The sequence below is a fragment of the Rodentibacter sp. Ppn85 genome (assembly GCF_001999335.1).
Lineage (GTDB): Bacteria > Pseudomonadota > Gammaproteobacteria > Enterobacterales > Pasteurellaceae > Rodentibacter.
The window spans coordinates 1-20695 of sequence record NZ_MLHS01000044.1 but is presented as its reverse complement, the minus strand read 5'-3'; the positions used below and the strand labels follow the sequence as shown (position 1 = coordinate 20695).

Sequence of the window (20695 nt, the reverse complement as noted above, 5' to 3'; positions counted from 1 at the left end):
AATTTGCTTGATATGGATTAACCTTTTTTACGACGTTTTAATGTGTCGAGTAATACGGCAATAACGATAATTGCACCTTTTACAATTTGTTGCCAGTACGGATCAACACCGAGCATATTCAATCCTTTATTAGTGGTACCAATAATTAATGCGCCGATAACACACATTGGAATCGTACCGAAGCCGCCGCTTAAGGATACCCCGCCGATAACGGCAGCGGCGATGGCATCAAGCTCCCAAGCTAAACCGTACGACGGGTTTCCGGCATAGGTTCGGGCTGCCAATAAGGCACCGGCTAAACCGGATAGCGCTCCGCCAAGAATGTAAACCCAGATTAGGGTTCGATTCGTATTGATGCCACAAATTTTCGCCGCATTTAAATTTCCTCCGACAGCATAAACGTGGCGACCAAATGTTGAGCGGCTGAGTAAAATATGACTGAAGATAACAATTAAAATATATAACAATACCAAGCCCGGTAATCCGAAAATATTCACATCGGCAATCCAAGTAAAGGCTTCTGAAGAGGCATCAATCGGACGACCGTCGGAATAAAGTTGTGCTGCACCACGGGCAATAATCATCATTCCCAATGTTGCGATAAACGGTGGAATACCACCGATTGCCGTCAGTCCACCGTTAATTAAGCCCAATCCTGCACCGATTAGAATTGATACAGAAAAAGCGAGCAAGGCGGCGGAAACCGTATCTCCGCCCGTTACGACTGAAGCGGAAACCACAGCGGTTAATGCCACTACCGAACCCGATGATAAATCAATGCCGGTTGTGATAATAATAAATGTCACTCCAATGGCGATAATACCAAACATAGAGACCTGTTCAATAATACTCCAGATTGTTCTTGCTGAGAAAAAACCATCAATTGAAACCGATAATCCTAAAAAGAGAAGAATTAAAATTAAGACCATTCCATAAGCATTGATAATTTTCTTCAATGTCAAGTTTTCCATATTAAACCTCTTATTTTTTGTTAAAAACCGATGGTGATGAATCAAAAACTAGCCTGAAGCTAATTCAAGAACCCGCTCTTGTGTTAGTTCCGAATGAGGAATAATGCCCACTTGGTGTCCTTCGTGCATTACCATCACACGGTCGCTCATGGATAAAAGCTCCAACATATCTGAGGTAATCATAATGATGGTTTTACCTTGTTTTGATAGTTCAACCATCAGTTTATATAATTCCGCTTTTGCTCCCACATCAATCCCTTTTGTTGGTTCATCCAGAATTAGAATATCCGGTTCTAATAGCAACCATCGGGCAAGTAACACTTTTTGCTGGTTTCCGCCGGAAAGATTATTGGTAATGACTTCAACATTTGGAGCTTTAATTTTTAATTTTGCTTTTTGTTCGTTTGCTGTTTTTTGAGCTCTTGTGGCTGAAACTAAGAGATTATCAAGATACGGCGACATTTTCGGCATAATCATATTGTCGGTGATACTGAGATTTAGAAATAGCCCGGTTAACTTTCTATCTTCCGTCACAAAACCAATTTTATATTTCATCGCGTCAAGCGGATTATTAATGAGCGCTTTCTCACCTCTAATGTAAATTTCTCCATTGTCTGCCGGTTTGTAACCGAATAATCCCTCTACGATTTCGGAACGTCCGGCACCAACTAATCCGGCAATACCAAAAATTTCACCTTTACGTACGGAAAAGTTAATATCTTGATAATACCCAGCACGGGTAAAATTTTTTATCTCAAGTATAATTTCATTTGAAAGCTCAAAACGTTCACGTTGGAACATCTCGGACATATCGCGTCCGACCATCATGGAGATAAGTTGCTCTTTGGTGACATCCTTGGTCAGTTTGGTATCGACATATTGACCGTCACGAATTATCGTAATCTCATCGGATACACGGAAAACCTCATCCAGTTTATGGGAAATAAAAATAACCGCGATCCCTCTCGCTTTCACAGTTTCAATAATGCAGTAAAGCTGTTCAACTTCATTTTCGGTTAATGAGGTTGTCGGTTCATCCATAATGATGACTTTGGCATCATTGGAAACTGCGGTAGCTATAGCAACTAACTGTGCTTTTGCCACCGATACTTCGGACATTTTGAGCGTAACATCCATTGGTACGCCTAGGTCTTTTAAAATGGCCGAAGCTTGCTCATTCATTGCTTTTTGGTCAAGGAAAAACTTTCCTTGCGTTATTTCACGACCTAAATAAAAATTATCGGCAATCGTTAAATTGGCGGCAGGAGAAATTTCCTGCGGCACCATAGTTAATCCACTACGAATAGCATCAATGGGGCGTCTTGGTTTAAAGGTTTTTTCGTCTAAAATTAATTCTCCTCCTTCATCCGGGATATAGATACCGTATAGTATTTTCATTAAAGTAGATTTCCCAGCGCCATTTTCTCCCATTAATGCATGAATACTGCCACGTCTGACACGAAGATTAATTGCATCAAGTGCTTTTACTCCCGGAAATGTTTTTGACACACTTCTCATTTCTAAAATATAGGGAGAGTTCGGATGATTAGCCATTTTTAACTCCTTAAATCGATTAAGGACGGACATGACCGGCGTCATTGTTATAAAGTGCGGTCAATTTACGCCTTATATTTTATTAATATGATTCCCTTAATGTGGGAGGTATCACATTTTTGATTTATTCTTTATAATAGGAAAGGACAATGTAGTCCTTTCCGTTATAGTCGATAAGGAAATTATTTTTTGTATTTTGCTTGATATTCTGCTTTTTTGTCAGGGGTTACCAGTTCAAAAGGAACCCATTTCACAGCCGGTACTTTTTCTCCTTTAGCGGCCAAATATGCTATTTCAGCCCCAGTCATACCTTGGCCGGTAGCAGATTGAAACACGGTAGCATCCAATCCTTTGCCAAGATAGTCTAATGCATCGGGAGTAGCATCCAGCCCCACGATAAGGAGATCTTCATCTTTAAGACCTAATTTCCTCCCGGCCAAGACGGCACCAATCGCCATTTCGTCATTATTACTTACTACAACATTTAGATTTTTATTTGCGGCAAGTAAGTTTTCTGCGATTTCCAAACCCTTCGCTCTATCCCATTTTCCTTCTTGCTCAGTGAAGATTTTAATATTTTTATTTTGGGCAAAAATTTCTTTATTACCCTGTGTCCGCTTAATCTGTGCATCCTGACCTAAAGGGCCCATTAAAATAGCGGCTTCAGCGGGTTTTCCTTGTAATGTATTGACAATAAAGTCTGCTTGAATACGTCCTCCTTCAATTTCATCGGATCCCACATAACTGGTGACGTACTGCATATCTTCGTCTAATGGTTTACGATTAATAACGATGAGAGGGATACCGGCTCGTTTAGCTTTTCTACCAATAACTTTAACGATATTCGGATCGGTCGGAACAACCAACAAGGCATCGACTTTTTGATCAATAAATGTTTCTGCGTCATTTAGTAATCGGGCAGGATCGCCGTTAGCATCGGCAAGTTTAATTTCGACATCATCGTGAGCTTTATCAAATTCGCGGATTGCATCCTGAAGATAGGTTTGCCATTTATCTGAGAAGGCAACCATTGGCGCACCGATGACAATATTTTTAGCCACGGTAGCTTGGGAGGTTAGTAGAGCGCTACCGCATAGCAATGCCAATAGTACTTTTTTCATAAGATTACTCCTTTAATTGAGTTGACGAATAGCAAAAAACATACTTTATTGAAACATTTTAAGAAATGTAAATTTCATAAATCAAAAATATAAAACAAACAGTCTATTTGTATGTATATCATTTAGCTTATATTGCTTGCAATAATCAAATTTCAAAAATGTGAACTAGATCTTATTTTAGAACTAAATTTTTTTATTAAAAAATAGTAGAAGTTTTAATCCGTTTTTTGATGGAAAAATAGGTGCTTTACGGCACCTATTTATGAGGAGAAAGAAATTATTGTTATACAATTTCTTCTACATTAACCCAGCGTTTTTGTTCGTAAGATAATGCGATGGCATCCAATATCCTTGAGACTTTATATCCTTCTTCAAAATCAGGATAAAGTGCGGTCGAATTTTTAGAAATTCCGTTGATCAAATCCCTTATTTCTACCGTTTTTTGATCGTTAAAACCTATTCCGTGTCCGGCACTGACACAAAAATTTCTATAATCAGGATGAAGCGGTCCGGTTAAGATGGTTTTAAAGCCTTGTCTGGCCGGATTTTCATCGTGTAAATACAATTTTAATTCTGCCATTCGTTCTTGCGTGTAGATAATTGATCCTTTCGTACCGGTAATCACATAACTTAACCCCATTTTTCGTCCGCAAGCAATACGGGAAGTTTCAATCGTCCCCATACATCCACTGTTAAAACGAACTAACGCTGTCGCTTGATCTTCATTTTCCACCGCTAAACGCTCTTGCAAGTTGTTGGGATTCGGTCTTGTTTTAATGACGGTTTGCATATCACCGATAACGGAATGAATTTCTTGTCCTAGTAAATATTGAGACATTTGAACAATGTGTGAGGCAAGATCCCCTAATGCACCTAAACCGGCTTTTTCTTTTACACAATGCCAATCTAACGGGGTATTTTCATTGGCAAGATAATCTTCATTATGCGTACCATAGAAATGGATAATGTCGCCGATTTCCCCTTTTGCAATAATTTCCCTTGCTAATTGGGTTGTCGGATTTTTGATATAGTTAAATCCCACTAGGGTTTTAACTCCGGCTTTTTTTGACGCTTGATACATTAATTTGGCATCTTTTGCTGTCAATGCGAGCGGTTTTTCAGAATATATATGTTTGCCGTTTGCAATGGCTGCCAATGCAATTTCCTTATGTAGAAAGTTTGGTGTACAAATATCAATGACATCAATATTTGGATCTTCTACAACATCGTGCCAGTTTCCCGTAGAACGTTGAAAACCAAACTCTTTGGCTTTTTGTTTAGCCAATTCCGGAGTAATTTCCGCTAAATAATCTAACACAGGTTGTGCTTCAAGCGGAAAAACAGTCGCTACTTGCGAATATGCGATTGCATGACAACGTCCAATATATCCCGTACCTATTAAACCGATTCTTACTTGTTTCATGATGTTTTCCTTTTTTAAATATAAACAGCATAAAGTAAAGGAGATAGCTTCCGAGTTAGCTATCTCCTTGAGTTGAATTACATAATTATAATGTCGGCATACTGAATGCGGCATTCTCAATAACGTATTTATTAGGCCAACGGGTTGTGACGGTTTTCATTTTTGTGTAGAAACGTACTCCGTCAGGTCCATAAATATTTAATGTTGTATAGGCCGAATGTTTCCAACCGCCAAAGCTGTGAAAGGACATTGGAACCGGAATCGGAACATTAATTCCAACCATACCGGCTTGAACGTGATAGGCAAATTCGCGTGCTGCACCACCGTCAGCAGTAAAAATTGCCGAACCATTACCGTAAGGATGCTCATTAATTAATCGCATCGCTTCCTCAAAGTTTTTCGCCCGAACAATACCAAGAACAGGGCCAAAGATCTCTTCTTTATAAATCACCATATCAGGGGTTATGTTATCAAACAAACTGCCGCCAATAAAGAAACCGTTTTCATGTCCAACCGGTTTTTTACCACGTCCGTCAACAAGCAAAGTTGCGCCCTCCTCTACACCTTTTGTTATGTAATTAGTTACATTATTAAGATGTTGTTGACTAATAAGCGGACCAAAATCCATTTCTTTTTCACCGTCTTTTGGCATTCCCGAGCCGTAACGAAGTGCTTCAACTTTAGGTTTTAACGTAGCTATTAATTTATCTGCAGTTTCGTCATCAATTGTGACCGCCAGAGAAATTGCCATACAGCGTTCACCGGCAGCACCAAATGCGGCGCCTAATAGTGCATTGGCCGTTGATTCAATATCTGCATCCGGCATGACCAAGGCATGATTTTTAGCGGCACCAAAAGCCTGAACCCGTTTGCCGAATTCAGATCCCATTTTATAAACATGCGCAGCGGCAGGAGTAGAACCTACAAAGCTGATAGCATGTACTCTCGGATCACGTAATAAAATTTCATTATCGTGGCGATCGCCATGGACAACGTTGAAAACACCATCCGGTAAACCGGCTTCTTTTAACAACTCTGCGAGCTTAATAGAAAGTGAAGGATCTGCTTTTGCAGGTTTTAAAATAAAGGTATTACCGCAGGTAAGTGCGACCGGGAACATCCACATCGGCACCATGGCCGGAAAGTTAAATGGGGTAATGCCTGCCGTTACGCCTAAGGGTTGAAGTGAAGAGTGAATATCAATTCCCCGTCCCACTTGCTCGGAAAATTCGCCCTTAAGTAAATGAGGAATACCGCATGCAAACTCAACAACTTCTAGACCACGGGTTAATTCGCCGCAAGCATCAGAGTAAACTTTACCATGTTCTTCAACAATGATTTTAGCTAATTTATCCCAATCTCTTTGTAATAATTCTTTAAATTTAAACATAATGCGCGAGCGGCGTAGCGGAGATATTGCAGACCATTCTGCAAAGGCATGATGCGCCACATCAATAGCTTCATACACATCGTCTGATGTACTCATGATGACTTGGCGAATTTGTTCACCTGTTGCCGGGTTGTAAATAGGGTATGCTTCCGTTCCTCTACTTGGAACTTGTTTGCCGTTAATAAAGTTATAGACAGTTTCCATGTTGAACTCCTCATATAGTATCAAGTAAGCTGTTTTTAATCCTAAACGTAGTGCAGTGATTCGTATTAGTCAATACAGATTATGAAATTAATATGCTTTTTTCAATCATCCAAAGAGCAAAATGAAATATTTATTTCATTTTTGTGATCTGTGTCTAGTTTTGGAAAAGTCATAATAGATTGAATAAATAAATGGAGTATGATGGAGACTAAAATGTGATTTCTAGGGAATTTAAAGGAGAAAATATGGCGAATTTACTTTCTAAATCAAGAAAAAATCATCCGGAAAAAAATGGTGAAGTACAAAAAATTACACCGAAAACGGCAGGGTGGGATTATGTAGGATTCGAAATGTATCATTTACAGGCACAACAAACACTTGAATTTGATACACAAAATACGGAGGTTTGTTTTGTGATTGTTGCGGGTAAAGCAACATTTAAAACTGCAACAGAAACCTTTATTCAAATAGGTAATCGTAGTACGCCTTTTGAACGAATTCCACCCTATGCGCTTTATGTTCCTCACTCACAATCTATCGTTATTCAAGCGGATAGTTATTTAGAATTGGCGGTCTGTCGAGCTCCAAGTCAAGGCAACCTCCCAATAAGATTGATTAAACCTGAAGACATTGGCGTAGAAAAACGGGGATATGGTAATAATAAGCGTCTTGTTCATAATATCTTACCTGAAACGGAAAGCGCCGATGCTTTGTTGGTTGTAGAAGTCTTTACTGATGAGGGTAATACGAGCTCTTTCCCTAGTCATAAGCATGATGATAAAAACTCATTAACAGAAACCTATTTGGAAGAAACCTATTATCATCGTTTCTCTCCGTCTCAAGGTTTTGCGCTACAACGTGTGTACACTGAAGATCGCTCCTTGGACGAATGTATGGCTGTCTATGATGGTGATGTGGTTCAAGTTCCCCGTGGTTATCACCCTGTTGCGACAATTGCAGGGTACGATAATTATTATTTAAATGTCATGGCGGGCCCCGTAAGAAAATGGAAATTCACTTGGGAACAAGATCATAGATGGATTAATACGGAAGAATATGAGAAGAAATTTTAATTCAATCCAGAATCAATAAAAGTGCGGTCATTTTTCTAATAAAATGACCGTTTTTCTTGAAATATTTATTTAACCGGATAGGATACTAAAAATATTTGAACAATTAAGGTGTAAACACATATGAAAGAGCAGTCTCAATTGACAATGCTGAAAACTGAAATTCAAACAGGTTATGACGGTTTAAGTAAAAGATTAAAACAAGTTGCTCAATATATTCTTGATAACAGTGATAGTGTGGCCTTTGATACCGTTGCAACAATAGCAGAAAAAGCAAATGTTCCTCCTTCTACATTGATTCGGTTTGCTGCCGAGTTTGGTTTTTCCGGTTTCAACGAAATGAAACAGATTTTCCGCGAGAATTTAATGGAGAAAACGACAAATTACACGGAACGTTTACAATTGTCGCATAAAATTAACCAAGTAGAAGGAAGTGAATCACCGGAAAATATTTTAGCAATATTTGCACATGCGAATAGTCAGGCACTACAACAATTAGCTAATAGCACTGAAAATGAGCAAATTTATGCGGCTGTGAAAATACTAAAAGAAGCAAATAATATTTTCATTATTGGATTAAAACGTTCTTTTAGTATTGCTTGTTATTTAAATTATGCGTTACATCATTTAGATTGTCGCTCTTTCTTAATTAGCGGATTAGGCGGTATGTTTGACGAACAACTTAATCAAGTAAAAGCCGGAGATGTGGTGGTTTCCATTAGTTTTTCACCTTATGCTAATGAAACGCTTAATATTACCCAGACTACTGCGAAAAAAGGTATTCAACAAATTGCGATTACCGATAGCCAAATTAGTCCGTTATTAGCTTTTAGTGATGTTTCTTTTATCATAAAGGAAGCACAAGTATTAGGATTTCGTTCCCAGTGCGCAACAATGAGTCTTGTTCAAACTCTTGCGATTACACTCGGTTTAGAGAAAGAGAAAGAAAAAGAATGATAAAAATGCCCCGTTTTTTAAAATCAAGGGGCATTTTTCTTAAAATAATATAAGGTTAATTACGCGATTTCCAAAGTTTGATCAGGCGTTGATAACGTTCGCAAACTTGTAGGATCAATTCCTCATCATTTAATTTACCGGCCAACCATTCTGTTGAGGGGCAACCAAAGATTGTTCTTCCTACTGCAAACCCTTTAACCAACGGTTTATTGGCTGCAGCATTGAAAATAGATTCAAATTGTTCTTCCGGTGCATCTAAACCTAAAATTAAAATGCCTCTGCAATAGGCATCATTTTTTTGGATTAGTCCACTGATTTTATCCCATTCTGATGAAGATAAACCGGGTAATTTCCACCAATCCGGCTTAATACCTAATTGATAAAAATGAGCAATTATTTCAGCATAATATTTTTCATCTTGTGCCATATCATGAGGTAAAATGACCTCAAGTAGAAATTCATGTCCGGTTCTACAACAGGTTTGATAAATTTGTTTCAAACTTTCATCTTGTTCAGCCTTCATTCCGGGCTCATCTTTTGGATGATAAAATACTAAACACTTAACCACATGCTCTTGTGGCCAATTGATTAATTGGCTACCAAGATCGCCGTGCTCTAAACGCAAAGGACGAGAAGATGGGAGTTCAATTGGGCGACCAATCCACCATTTTCTACCAGTAATCTCATTAAGTGCGGCTTGCCCAAAAGTAGTATCTACCAAGACGCCGGCATTTCCATGGATAATATTTTCTTTGCTTGCCGCTTTTTCTGCCGCCTTTAAGAGAAGCTGTTTTAATTTTGGTATTAGCGTAATATCAGCACCTACTTTTTTTGCCATATCGACAAGTTGTTTGCGGTGATCAAAAGCAAAGATACATAAATCATCCCATTGACTTTTTCGAGTAGTCACTCGGTGTAAATGATTAAGTTCCTCATCAAGATCCGGGCGGAGAACAAATTTCTCACGAGCTAAATAATTATCTAATTCGACTTTTGTCGGCATAGCAGGAGCACAGCCATGGCGAGAAACAACTAAAGCTCCGCAGGCATTTGCATAACGACAAGATTGTTCCCAACCTTCATTGTTAATATAACCTCGAATTAATCCTGACATAAAGGCATCACCTGCACCGAGAACATTAAGGACTTCAACGCGTACACCATATACATTGAGACCACCGTCAAGGTTATTCGGAATATCGCCTTCAAAAACGGAGCAACCTAATGAACCGCGTTTACATACTAGAACAGCCTGACTGAATCGACGAATATTTTTTAATGCCGTTAAAGTATCGGTTGAACCGCCTGCAATATGGAACTCTTCTTCTGTTCCCACCAAAACATCAAAATGATGTAATACTTCTTGTAATGATTTTGTGACGGCTTCCGAATCAATAAAACGTGTTTCACCGTCACCTAACGAAGTTAGCCCCCATAAAACAGGTCGGTAATCAATATCAAGTAAACGTTTTGTGTTATTTCTTCCCGCATACTCTAAGGCGGTTAATACGGCTTCACGTGTTTTAGGATGGGATAAATGAGTCCCTGTAATTGCTAATGCTTTTGCTGAAGCGATGTATTCTTCGTCAAAATCATTTTTAGTAATAGCCATATCCGCACAATTTTCACGATAGAAAATAAGCGGAAATGTATCTTGATCTTTAATCCCTAAAATAACAAGTGCCGTTAACCGCTCTTTATCGGTAATTAGATGGCTGGTATCTACACCGACACGTTGAAGTTCTTCTCGGAGAAAACGCCCCATATGCTCATCACCAACACGCGCCAACATTGAGGATTTTACTCCTTGAACGGCCGTGCCGTAAGCAACGTTACCCGAAGAACCGCCAAGGTATTTAGAAAATGACGAAGCATCTTCTAATCTGGCTCCAATTTGCTGAGCATAAAAATCAACCGCAACACGTCCTAAGCAAATAAGATCTAATTTTTTTTCAATCCCTTTCATAGTGTGACCTCTTCTGTTTTCTGTAAATTTAATTCTGAATCAATTGAAATATTTTTTTCAAAAAAAATCAACTTTAAAAAAATAATTTTGAGATATTGATCACATATCCGGCTAAAATTTTATAGCTTCGTCCTGGTTATCTATTCCCATCTTTACTAAAATATGCGTGAAGTAGCGAAGGATAGAAGAGTTAAATTAAAAATTTGATCTATGTCTCAAAAATGAAATTTTTATTTCAAAAAATATTCCAATTTAAAAAAGGCATAAATATACTACAATTCATGTCAAATTATCTTGAAGGGGGCACCATGAAAACGACAAGATTAACTGTCGCACAGGCATTGATAAAATTTCTTGATAATCAATATGTGGAGTTTGATGGTAAGGTTACAAAATTTATTGAGGGAGTATTTGGTATTTTCGGTCATGGCAACGTTTTAGGGATTGGCCAAGCACTTGAACAAGAAAGCGGAACACTGATTGTCAGACAAGGTCGTAACGAACAAGGTATGGCACACGTTGCTACGGGATTTGCAAAACAAAATTTACGTAGAAAAATTTATGCTTGTACTTCTTCTGTTGGGCCCGGTGCAGCGAATATGGTTACGGCTGCCGCGGTAGCAACAGCAAACAGAATTCCGCTTCTTTTGCTCCCGGGGGATGTTTTTGCCACCCGTCAACCGGATCCTGTTTTACAACAAATTGAACAATCCTATGATTTGAGTATTAGTACCAATGATGCTTTTAAAGCAGTGAGCAAGTATTGGGATAGAGTAAGCCGTCCGGAACAACTGATGACGGCTTGCATAAATGCTATGCGCGTATTAACGGATCCGGCGGAAACGGGAGCCGTTACTATCGCACTCCCACAAGATGTTCAGTCTGAAGCCTATGATTTCCCCGACTATTTCTTACAAAAACGGATTCATCGAATTGAACGAACGTTACCGACCGACCCGATGCTTTCTTCGGCATTTGATCTCATTATGAAAAGTCAAAAGCCTCTCATCATTTGCGGCGGCGGTGTTCGTTATTCTGAAGCGGCAGACCAATTGAAAACTTTTGCAGAACTATTCCATATTCCGTTTGCGGAAACTCAGGCCGGAAAAAGTGCGGTCATTTCTTCTCACGAATTTAACGTAGGCGGTATTGGCGAAACAGGTTGTTTATCCGCTAATTTACTTGCAAAAGAAGCTGATCTCATTATTGGAATAGGTACAAGATACACGGACTTTACTACCTCTTCAAAATGGCTTTTCCAAAATCCGAATGCAAAATATTTAAATATTAATATTGCCCGATTTGATGCTTATAAACTTGATGGTATACAAGTTGTGGCGGATGCGAAAAAAACATTGGAAAAACTGACCGCACTTTTACAATCGGCTCACTACTTAGCGAACTGGGGAAACCAAATATCAGAAGCAAAACAACGTTTTAATGAAGAATTACAGCGTATCTATCACATTACCTATTCTGATAATTTTATTCCACAAGTGGACGATGCCTTAGATAGAGAAAAAGTCTATGAGGAATTTATTAATCTTACGAAATCTTATTTACCTCAAAGTCGGGTACTCGGAATTTTAAATGAAGTGTTAGATGAAAATAGTGTGATAGTCGGTGCTGCCGGCAGTCTTCCCGGTGACTTACAACGAGCTTGGCAATCAAAAGGCGAAAATACTTACCATCTGGAATATGGCTACTCTTGTATGGGCTATGAGATAAATGCGGCGTTAGGCGTTAAATTGGCTCAACCGGAAAAAGAAGTCTATGCGTTACTGGGAGACGGTTCCTACATGATGTTGCATTCGGAGCTTGTGACTTCTATTCAAGAGGGTAAAAAAATCAATGTTGTTGTATTTGACAATATGACTAACGGATGTATTAACAATTTACAAATCGGTCATGGAATGGGGAGCTTTGTAACGGAATTTAGATTCAGAAATCCGGCAACGAACCAATTGGATGGCAAGTTTGTACCGATTGATTTTGCGATGAATGCTGCTTCTTATGGTTGTAAAACCTATAAGGTTACAAATGAAGAAGAGCTACGTTTCGCACTTGCGGATGCAAAACAGCAATCAGTTTCAACCTTAATTGATATTAAAGTTCTACCAAAAACAATGATTCATGGTTACGGAAGTTGGTGGCATGTCGGCGTGGCAGAAGTCTCGGAAAAAGAGAGTATTCAAGAGGCATATCAAAATAGCTTGAAAAATATTCGCAAAGCAAGACGCTACTAGCACGGTATTTAAATTTAATTCTCTTATGAGTAAGGAAAAAATGATGAAAGCTGAAAATGTAAAATTAGGTATCGCCCCTATAGGTTGGACCAATGACGATATGCCGGATCTGGGTAAGGAAAATACCTTTGAACAATGCATTAGCGAAATGGCGCTCGCCGGCTTTACCGGCTGTGAAGTGGGTAATAAATATCCACGTGATGTAGCATTCTTGAAGCGTAAATTAAATGCCCGCGGTATTCAAATCTGTAATGCTTGGTTTAGTACATTTTTTGTTGACGGTAAAAAAGAGGAAACGATACAAGAATTTATTAAACATCGTGACTTTTTACATGAAATGGGAGCGATGGTTATCGGTTGTTCGGAACAGAGCCGTAGTATTCAAGGTACAACAAAATCCGTTTTTAAAGAAAAACCGAGTTTTACTGAAGAAGAATGGCAAAAACTTGCTGACGGCTATAATGAACTTGCCAAACTCGCAGAGGAAAAGGGGATGAAAGTTTGTTTGCATCATCATATGGGAACAGGAATTCAAACACCGGCTGAAATTGATAAATATATGTCAATGGTCAATGCTAACGTTTATTTACTCTTTGATTCCGGTCACATTTACTATTCTGAGGGTTCGCAGCAAGCAATGATTAAAGTATTAGAAAAATATATCGATCGCATTTGTCATGTCCATCTAAAAGACGTACGTGATGATGTTGTTGCGGAAGTAAAAGAAAAGAGCTTAAGTTTCTTGGAGGGTGTTCGTAAAGGGACATTTACCGTTCCGGGAGACGGCGTTATTGATTTCAAACCGATTTTTGACATTTTGGATAAACACAATTACAAAGGTTGGATGGTCGTAGAAGCAGAACAGGATCCTGCGATAGCCAATCCGTTTGAGTATGCAGTGAAAGGTCGTAAATACATTAAAGAAACAGCGGGGATCTAAGTATGATTAAGGTTGGTATTATTGGTGCCGGGCGTATCGGTCGTGTGCATTCGGAAAGTATTACAAAGTATGTCAAAGGGGCGGAAGTTAAAGCCATTTCAGATGTAAAAATAACAGAGGAGCTAATTAATTGGGCGAAAGAAATGGGCATTCCGAACATCTATGAGAATTATAAACAAATTCTTCAAGATCCGGAAATTGATGCCGTATTGGTTTGTTCTTCAACTAATACTCATGCGCCTATTTCAATTGAGGCGGCTCAAGCAAGAAAACATATTTTTTGTGAAAAACCGATAGATGCCGATATTAACAGAATTAAGGATGTGCTACATGCAGTAGAAAAAGCGGGGGTAAAATTCCAAGTGGGGTTTAACCGTCGCTTTGACCATAATTTTAAAGCAATTAAAACGCGAGTAGAAAACGGAGATATTGGTGAACCCCATTTAATTCGTATTACATCCAGAGATCCGGATGCTCCTCCAATCGAGTATGTGAAAGTATCCGGCGGGATGTTCTTCGACATGACAATCCATGATTTTGATATGGTTCGATATTTATCGGGTAGCGAGGTGGTTGAAGTCTATGCGGCCGGCGGGGTATTGGTTAATCCGGAAATTGGGAAAGCCGGTGATATTGATACGGCAGTTATTACCTTAAAACTTGCAAATGGTGCTATTGCGGTGATCGATAATAGCCGTAAAGCGGTTTATGGTTATGATCAACGAGCTGAAGTATTCGGTTCAAAAGGTTCGGTTCAAACAAAAAATGATGTCGATTCAACAGCGGTTTATTCCTGTGAAATGGGGGTTATTGCTGAAAAACCAAAATATTTCTTTTTAGAACGTTATATGCAATCTTTTGCAGATGAAATGGCTTGTTTTGTTGAGGCTATAGTGAGTGATAAACCTACGTTAGTGACGGGGAATGACGGATTACAGCCGGTTATTATTGCTCTAGCGGCGAAACGCTCTCTTGACGAAGAACGAGCGGTTAAAATAAGCGAAATTGTTTAATACTTTAAGAAAGCATTCCTCATAATGGAATGCTTTCTTCCTATAAAAGACAGGATGCGCACTTGTTAAAATATCGAATACTTGTAACGCTCTACTTTAATCCCGCTGAATCAGCTTCTATATGGTAACCATATCTCAATTAATAGACCTGTTTTAAACTTTTCGCTGTCTTTTAACACCAATGTGCCGTCGTAATGTTTCACAATTTCCGCGGCTATCGCCAAGCCAAGTCCCGAGCCTTGTTGTTCCGACCCTAGAATACGATAGAAGGGATCCAACACACGTTGCCGTTCTTCTTTTGGAATTCCCTTACCGTTATCTTCCACTCTCAATATGAGCCCTTCTGACATAGCTTGTGTATTTAAGTCTATTTAGCTGCCGTTTGGCGTATAGCGAATAGCGTTGTCGGTCAGGGTTTTGATGAGTAAATAGAGATCCGTTTCATTACCATAAAATGTTACATCTTGTTCACCGTCCACCCCTAAATCTTGCTGTTTTTCTAATGCGAGGGGGAGCAAATCTTCAATAACTTGGCGGAAAATGGTTTGTATGTTGACTTCGGTATAGTGTTTTTCTCCTTTATTTTGTAAACGTGCAAGGGAAAGCAATTGTTCCAATAAATGACGGCTACGCCGAATACCTTGCTTGACGGCACTAATTTGGCTGTTTACCTCTGTTGGTAAATTCTGTGTGGCAAGCCGTTCTACTTGCAAAGAAAGTGCGGTCATCGGGCTACGTAATTCGTGTGAGGCATCGGCAATGAAACGTTTTTGTTGCTGAATAAAACCATTTATGCGCGATAATAGCCGGTTAATTTCCACTACAAATCCACGGATTTCAGTCGGAAGCCGGGTCGTTGGTAAGGGCTGCAAATTTTGTTCGTGTCGCTGTTCCACTTTTTTTGACAGGCATTGCACCGGTTTCATTGCTAATCTTACAATCACAACGGTGAGTAAAATCACAAGTGGAAATAATACAAGTAGCGGTAATACACTTGTCCACGCATTGCGAAATGCCAAGGCTTCGCGATAGCTGTTATCTTGAATCACGATAATTCTGCCTTCCGGCGTGTTGCGTACATAAGTGCGGTATAGTTGGTCGGCGTTTTTTTCACGCTGATGAGGGCGAATTTTCCGTGGCATATTCTCGGCGATCATACGACGATATTTTTTCCCCTCTTTTTTTAAATTGTGAAATCCCTCTGCCATTTGTGGAGGAAAATCTGTTGAAGGGGCATCGGGGCGATTGTGGTCAAAATAGATCCGAACACGCCCGTCAAACATTTTGGGCGGTAAAAGTGCGGTCGGATTTTCCGATAAATTGACTGATCCTGAAAATCGTTCCAACATTTCATCTTGGAGTTTGTTGGTTTCTCGGTAGGTGTTATAAAACGCGATACCGCCTGCACTTAGCGCCACGAGAGTAAATAGGGCGGTGAAGGCTAAAGTTAAGCGCAGTTGAAGAGAGTTTTTCATCGTAATGTTCTGAATTTCCTAGATGTTCTGTGAGATGAATTAAGCCAAACTAATACTGTTCGACTAATTTTTGGCGACAACCCAACCCACACCACGTACATTTTTAATATGTTCTTTACCAATTTTTTTCCGTAGACTATGAATTAAAAAATCAATGGCGTTACTTTCCACTTCGTCGCCCCAAGCGTAAATTTTATCTTCTAATTCTGTACGGGAATGAATAATCCCCGGTCGGTTCATCAAGGCTTGTAAAATCGCAAATTCTTTATTGCTTAAAATAATTGGTTCGGATTGATCGGCAACAGAAACTTGATAATTAACCGGGTTTAGGGTGAGTGAAGCATTTGTCAATAATGGGGTGCTCTGGCCACCTTGTCGGCGCAACACTGCACGAATACGGGCGAGCAATTCAGCTAGCTCGAAGGGTTTGATAATATAATCATCCGCACCACCATCTAAGCCTGCAAGGCGACTTTCCAAATCATCGCGAGCAGTCACGATTAAGACGGGAGTATGATTTTGGCTTTGGCGTAAATGGCGTAAATGGCGTAACACTTGTAGCCCGTCTCGCTCGGGTAAGCCTAGATCCAACAACACTAAATCATAAGGTTGTACCGCCAATGCCCGTTCTGCCATATTACCGTTATTAACCCAATCCACCGCATAGCAAGCGTTTTTTAAGCCGTCTGAAACCGCTTCTGCGATCATCTGATCATCTTCGACTAATAAAATTCGCATCATTTTTCACCAAACTAAAATGTCCGCAGACCCAGCTCATCATACCGAAAATTCGAAAAAGGAAAACCGCACGTTACAAAAAGTGCGGTCGGTTTTCAATTAATTTGTTTGTTGGGGACGTTCGGCATGGAAACCGCCTTTATCTCCTGCTTTATGATGATGTTTACTTTTACCATGTCTGTCTTTGTGTTCGCCTTTATGCACACCTCGGTGTTTCATTTTCCCTCAAAATAAATTTACCTTGCCTTTCTGTATCCAAAACTATACAATACACCTAAATAAAAGAGGCGATTATGTATATCATTGAAGAAACCGATATATTTTCCAAGTGGTTAGAAAATCTAACCGATGAACTGGCGATAGTTAATATTGTTGCCCGTATCGAACGTGCCAAGCTAGGCAATTTCGGCGATCATAAATCCGTTGGTGATGGCGTATTTGAAATGCGCATCACAAAAGGAAAAGGTTATCGGCTATATTATGCACGCAAAGGTGAAATTACTTATCTTTTACTTTGTGGTGGGGATAAATCAATACAAGATAAAGATATTTTACAAGCCAAAGCAATATGGACAGAACTCAAACAGGAGCTTAAAAATGACCATTAAAATTCAAGAATTTGATGCCGCACGTTATTTAAAAAATGAAAAAATGGTGGCGGCTTATTTAGCAACCGTTCTTGAAGACGGTTCAACCGAAGAATTTATTCAAGCACTCAATACTGTTGCCCGTGCAAAAGGGATGACAGAATTAGCCGAAAAAACAGGGATTGGGCGAGAAAGCCTTTATAAAACTTTATCAAGCGAGAAACCACGCTTTGATAGCATTATGAAAATCATCAATGCGCTAGGCTTAAATGTGTCTGTTACGCCTAAGACGATGAGTGCATAAACAAAAAAGCCTGCTTTGTAAACAGGCTTGTCTTTGTTAAAGACCATTCTTTTGTGCGAATAACCCAATTATCATTAAAACAACTATTACAAGTAAAATTATTTTTAGAATAGTGCTTAAAATACCTGAGTTATGTCTAAACTTCCCACTATTTCTAACTAATAAATCCCAAATTTCAGAATTTCTATCTATATTATTAATATCAACACCGAGAGAACTTAATACTTTAGCGTTGTATTTAGTTAAAAATCTCTCATCGCTCATAAAAACCAAATAAAATACATCAAATATACTTAATAATATTGATAATCCTGATGGAAGAAGAAGTAAATATAATATCCCCCATATTGGCTGACCTAAATAAAACTTATGCCATCCCATAAAGCCTGTAAATAAGGCTAGCCAACCTGCTGTCATTCGGTTTTTACTACGAGATAAGAATGCAGAGTAAATATAGTCAAAATTTAATTCCGACGAATCATTATTTGGCATTAGTAATCTTTCTTTTTGCGCCAAAAATTCACTTTCTGTTAAAATACCCTGATCACGCAACTTCACTAATCTTTCAAGCTCTTTTCCAATAGATATATTAGCCATTTTTCTTTCTTTTGTTGTGGGGATATTAATACCCCAACCTTTTTCGCTTTGGTTAGGTGATAAAATTCTTGTTCTGCTATAAATTCCCGTTCCAGGTATTCCTGTATTTAAGTACGCTCCGTTTTTACCTACATTTACGGATGCGCCTTTGATTCCCAAAGTTGTGCTAATACCGGATTTACTTAAATTGACTGTTACACCCGGTAGCACTTTGATTCTTTTTCGGAATTTAAACGCCATAGTACTCTCCCTTTATGTTATTTAACTTTTTCCGCAATTGCACGCCCAAACTCAAAGTACTGACCTTCTTTTACAGTAACATAGGTAACATTTTTGAATGAATCAACTGTTACTGTAGAATTAAGTTTATTGGATGAATCTGTGTAAACACGATAGAACCCACTAAGATCTAACCTATCATCTTTAAACACTTTGAGTTGATATTCACCGGCAGGTATATCAATTCCTATCCTATAAGTTCCTTCAGGAAGGATTTTAGGTATTGTTTTTGACTTGGGATTATTCACACTTTCTTTTGCAAAATTATCTAGTTTGGGAAAACTATCAACGGGGCAAGAGATAACATCAAGTTTACCACCACTCGTTTTTCCCTTAAGAAAATTTACCTCTCTTTCATCAATACTCGATTTGGTCGCACATTTTTTTTCAGAAAAAAACTTAACAAGCTCTTTAGAATTGATATTTGGATTAAATGAAAGAACAAAATCATATTCATCTCTAACACAACAACCGACATATTCTTCCACATAAGGGGCGAATATAGCCACCAATTTAAAGTTTTTTAAAAACAAGTCTTTCCCATTTTTCGGCACAATAAATTGGCGGTATTGCTCAGGTTCTTTTATTGAGTTTTCATAATCCCAAAATAAATTAGATAATACTTCACTCTCTTTTAAATCTATCCTATCTTTTGAAAATGCAAAAGATGTGGAAAAAAATAAGATAAGAGAGGTAATTATTAATCTAATCATATTAATTTAACCCATTATTAAAACTCATGATATTCAACCCCTGATTTAGCCCGATCATTGCATCAGTGGTTGTCCCTGTAATAGTACTTGCACTAGATTGTACATTCACTCCCCCATTAACGACAACATCTATTTTGTTGTTATGGTTAATATTTTTTGTTTGGGCTTGGTTGATCATTGAGTTTCTAACAAATTCGGTTGCATCGTAGGCTCTAGCGACTACACTTCCAGCAATAGGCTGGTTTGAATTTATTAATTTACGATCCTTGTTATTTTTGTTGTAATCCAAAGCGGAAGAAACAAGATGTATAGATTTAGTGTTAGCCTTATTTCCACCATCGCCCGCATAATAACTTTCACCAGCCTGTACCCATCTTTTCTGCCCTTGCATTGCAACAGGCACCCCCACAGAAGCCCATACTTTTGAGATGTCCGTCATTGCTTGCTCAAAGGATATTTTCGGAGTGGTTTGTTCCGAACGAATTTTCACTTCTTTTGGCGTTTTGCTGGTTGTACCTAAAATTTCACCGTTTACTGCATCTACATCTACTTTGTGGTGCTGATTATTGGCAAATAAATTCACCTCAAAATAATCTTTACCGTATTTAGTGTGGTGAAATTTCACTTCTTTCACTTTTGCATCTGCCCCGATTTTATTTTGTGTGGTTCTCAATGCTTGGCTTGCAGTAATGAGTGTTTTCGCCAAGGCTGCTTGTGCGTCCGACAACATTGCTTGAGCGATATTTACCACACCAAATGTCATACTACCGGCTAATAAAGCGGCTAAGATAGTTTTGTTTGATTTTTTCATTATGTTCTCCTTGTATGAAGTTTGGGGATTGCGGCTCGCTGCTCACTTGCTTTCCGATGGCGTGCATTCTAAAGAGAGAAAATTAGGGAAAAATTAGGAAATTAAATTTCTATAAAAAATGTTAACGCTATTACAAAATCAACGTTTGTTTATTGAGCACTAAGATACGAAATTACTATTATCAATAAATAGATTTGAATTGATAACAACTCTCTGTTTATTTTTGTAAATTTAAATACAGCATGGATAGCATTTTAGGCTAGATAGTATTTCCGAAAAATTTTAAACTCAGTCAACAGTTTCATTTAGAAATAGATAAAACGTTATTTTATACGC

The 20695-nt window shown here is 38.6% G+C and carries 19 protein-coding genes; 7 read left to right on the top strand and 12 right to left on the bottom strand.

The window, feature by feature from the left end:
* Positions 1 to 17: 17 nt before the first annotated feature.
* From BKL51_RS08245 to BKL51_RS08225, 5 genes are all read right to left on the bottom strand, one after another.
* Complete coding sequence (locus BKL51_RS08245; RefSeq protein ID WP_077466227.1) at positions 18 to 971, bottom strand: ABC transporter permease; 954 nt, start codon at positions 969 to 971, stop codon at positions 18 to 20.
* Between the two features lie 48 nt (positions 972 to 1019).
* A complete protein-coding gene (locus BKL51_RS08240; protein WP_077466226.1) occupies positions 1020 to 2525 on the bottom strand; it encodes a sugar ABC transporter ATP-binding protein in 1506 nt (501 codons plus the stop codon).
* 182 nt (positions 2526 to 2707) lie between these two features.
* Positions 2708 to 3646: a substrate-binding domain-containing protein gene (locus BKL51_RS08235; protein WP_077466225.1), complete on the bottom strand. Its 939-nt coding sequence runs from the start codon at positions 3644 to 3646 to the stop codon at positions 2708 to 2710.
* Between the two features lie 283 nt (positions 3647 to 3929).
* Positions 3930 to 5069 carry a Gfo/Idh/MocA family protein gene (locus BKL51_RS08230; RefSeq protein WP_077466224.1) on the bottom strand — a complete coding sequence of 380 codons (1140 nt, stop codon included), beginning with the start codon at positions 5067 to 5069 and terminating at the stop codon, positions 3930 to 3932.
* An 85-nt stretch (positions 5070 to 5154) separates the two neighbouring features.
* A complete protein-coding gene (locus BKL51_RS08225) occupies positions 5155 to 6663 on the bottom strand; it encodes a CoA-acylating methylmalonate-semialdehyde dehydrogenase (protein ID WP_077466223.1) in 1509 nt (502 codons plus the stop codon).
* A gap of 245 nt (positions 6664 to 6908) precedes the next feature.
* Here BKL51_RS08225 and iolB point away from each other — a divergent pair, with 245 nt between their 5' ends.
* Both iolB and BKL51_RS08215 read left to right on the top strand, forming a co-directional pair.
* Entirely contained in the window at positions 6909 to 7736 is an 828-nt protein-coding gene (gene iolB, locus BKL51_RS08220) for a 5-deoxy-glucuronate isomerase (RefSeq protein ID WP_077466222.1), read from the top strand.
* Between the two features lie 120 nt (positions 7737 to 7856).
* Positions 7857 to 8690, top strand: coding sequence for a MurR/RpiR family transcriptional regulator (locus tag BKL51_RS08215; RefSeq protein WP_077466221.1), 834 nt, complete (start codon positions 7857 to 7859; stop codon positions 8688 to 8690).
* 55 nt (positions 8691 to 8745) lie between these two features.
* Here the strand turns inward: BKL51_RS08215 and iolC are convergent, their stop codons facing one another.
* Complete coding sequence (iolC, locus tag BKL51_RS08210; RefSeq protein WP_077466220.1) at positions 8746 to 10656, bottom strand: 5-dehydro-2-deoxygluconokinase; 1911 nt, start codon at positions 10654 to 10656, stop codon at positions 8746 to 8748.
* A gap of 308 nt (positions 10657 to 10964) precedes the next feature.
* On the opposite strand from iolC, the gene iolD reads away from it, so the two are divergent.
* Genes iolD through iolG form a run of 3 tightly spaced genes read left to right on the top strand, consistent with a single transcriptional unit; the run spans position 10965 to position 14855 of the window.
* Complete coding sequence (gene iolD / locus BKL51_RS08205) at positions 10965 to 12902, top strand: 3D-(3,5/4)-trihydroxycyclohexane-1,2-dione acylhydrolase (decyclizing) (RefSeq protein ID WP_077466240.1); 1938 nt, start codon at positions 10965 to 10967, stop codon at positions 12900 to 12902.
* A gap of 43 nt (positions 12903 to 12945) precedes the next feature.
* Entirely contained in the window at positions 12946 to 13842 is an 897-nt protein-coding gene (gene iolE / locus BKL51_RS08200; RefSeq protein ID WP_077466219.1) for a myo-inosose-2 dehydratase, read from the top strand.
* A gap of 2 nt (positions 13843 to 13844) precedes the next feature.
* The gene (gene iolG / locus BKL51_RS08195; protein WP_077466218.1) at positions 13845 to 14855 is read left to right on the top strand and encodes an inositol 2-dehydrogenase; all 1011 of its coding nucleotides are present in this window, start codon (positions 13845 to 13847) and stop codon (positions 14853 to 14855) included.
* 110 nt (positions 14856 to 14965) lie between these two features.
* Here iolG and BKL51_RS12110 read toward each other — a convergent pair whose 3' ends face one another.
* The 3 genes from BKL51_RS12110 to BKL51_RS08185 form a co-directional block, all read right to left on the bottom strand.
* Positions 14966 to 15205, bottom strand: coding sequence for a sensor histidine kinase KdpD (locus tag BKL51_RS12110; protein ID WP_233127102.1), 240 nt, complete (start codon positions 15203 to 15205; stop codon positions 14966 to 14968).
* Positions 15206 to 15226: 21 nt separating this feature from the next.
* Positions 15227 to 16330, bottom strand: coding sequence for a histidine kinase dimerization/phospho-acceptor domain-containing protein (locus tag BKL51_RS08190; protein ID WP_233127101.1), 1104 nt, complete (start codon positions 16328 to 16330; stop codon positions 15227 to 15229).
* A 63-nt stretch (positions 16331 to 16393) separates the two neighbouring features.
* Positions 16394 to 17071, bottom strand: coding sequence for a response regulator transcription factor (locus BKL51_RS08185; RefSeq protein ID WP_304442294.1), 678 nt, complete (start codon positions 17069 to 17071; stop codon positions 16394 to 16396).
* 290 nt (positions 17072 to 17361) lie between these two features.
* Here BKL51_RS08185 and BKL51_RS08180 point away from each other — a divergent pair, with 290 nt between their 5' ends.
* Together BKL51_RS08180 and BKL51_RS08175 are read left to right on the top strand one after the other, a co-directional pair.
* Positions 17362 to 17676 carry a type II toxin-antitoxin system RelE/ParE family toxin gene (locus BKL51_RS08180; protein WP_077466216.1) on the top strand — a complete coding sequence of 105 codons (315 nt, stop codon included), beginning with the start codon at positions 17362 to 17364 and terminating at the stop codon, positions 17674 to 17676.
* Entirely contained in the window at positions 17666 to 17959 is a 294-nt protein-coding gene (locus tag BKL51_RS08175) for an addiction module antidote protein (protein ID WP_077466215.1), read from the top strand. Before BKL51_RS08180 ends, BKL51_RS08175 begins: the two co-directional genes overlap by 11 nt.
* 36 nt (positions 17960 to 17995) lie before the next feature.
* Here the strand turns inward: BKL51_RS08175 and BKL51_RS08170 are convergent, their stop codons facing one another.
* The 3 genes from BKL51_RS08170 to BKL51_RS08160 are packed head-to-tail and all read right to left on the bottom strand — an operon-like array spanning position 17996 to position 20359.
* Positions 17996 to 18796 (bottom strand): DUF4236 domain-containing protein, encoded by an 801-nt coding sequence (locus BKL51_RS08170; protein WP_077466214.1) that lies wholly within the window; start codon positions 18794 to 18796, stop codon positions 17996 to 17998.
* Between the two features lie 17 nt (positions 18797 to 18813).
* The gene (locus BKL51_RS08165) at positions 18814 to 19548 is read right to left on the bottom strand and encodes a hypothetical protein (RefSeq protein ID WP_077466213.1); all 735 of its coding nucleotides are present in this window, start codon (positions 19546 to 19548) and stop codon (positions 18814 to 18816) included.
* A gap of 1 nt (position 19549) precedes the next feature.
* Complete coding sequence (locus BKL51_RS08160) at positions 19550 to 20359, bottom strand: PepSY domain-containing protein (RefSeq protein ID WP_077466212.1); 810 nt, start codon at positions 20357 to 20359, stop codon at positions 19550 to 19552.
* Positions 20360 to 20695 lie beyond the last annotated feature (336 nt).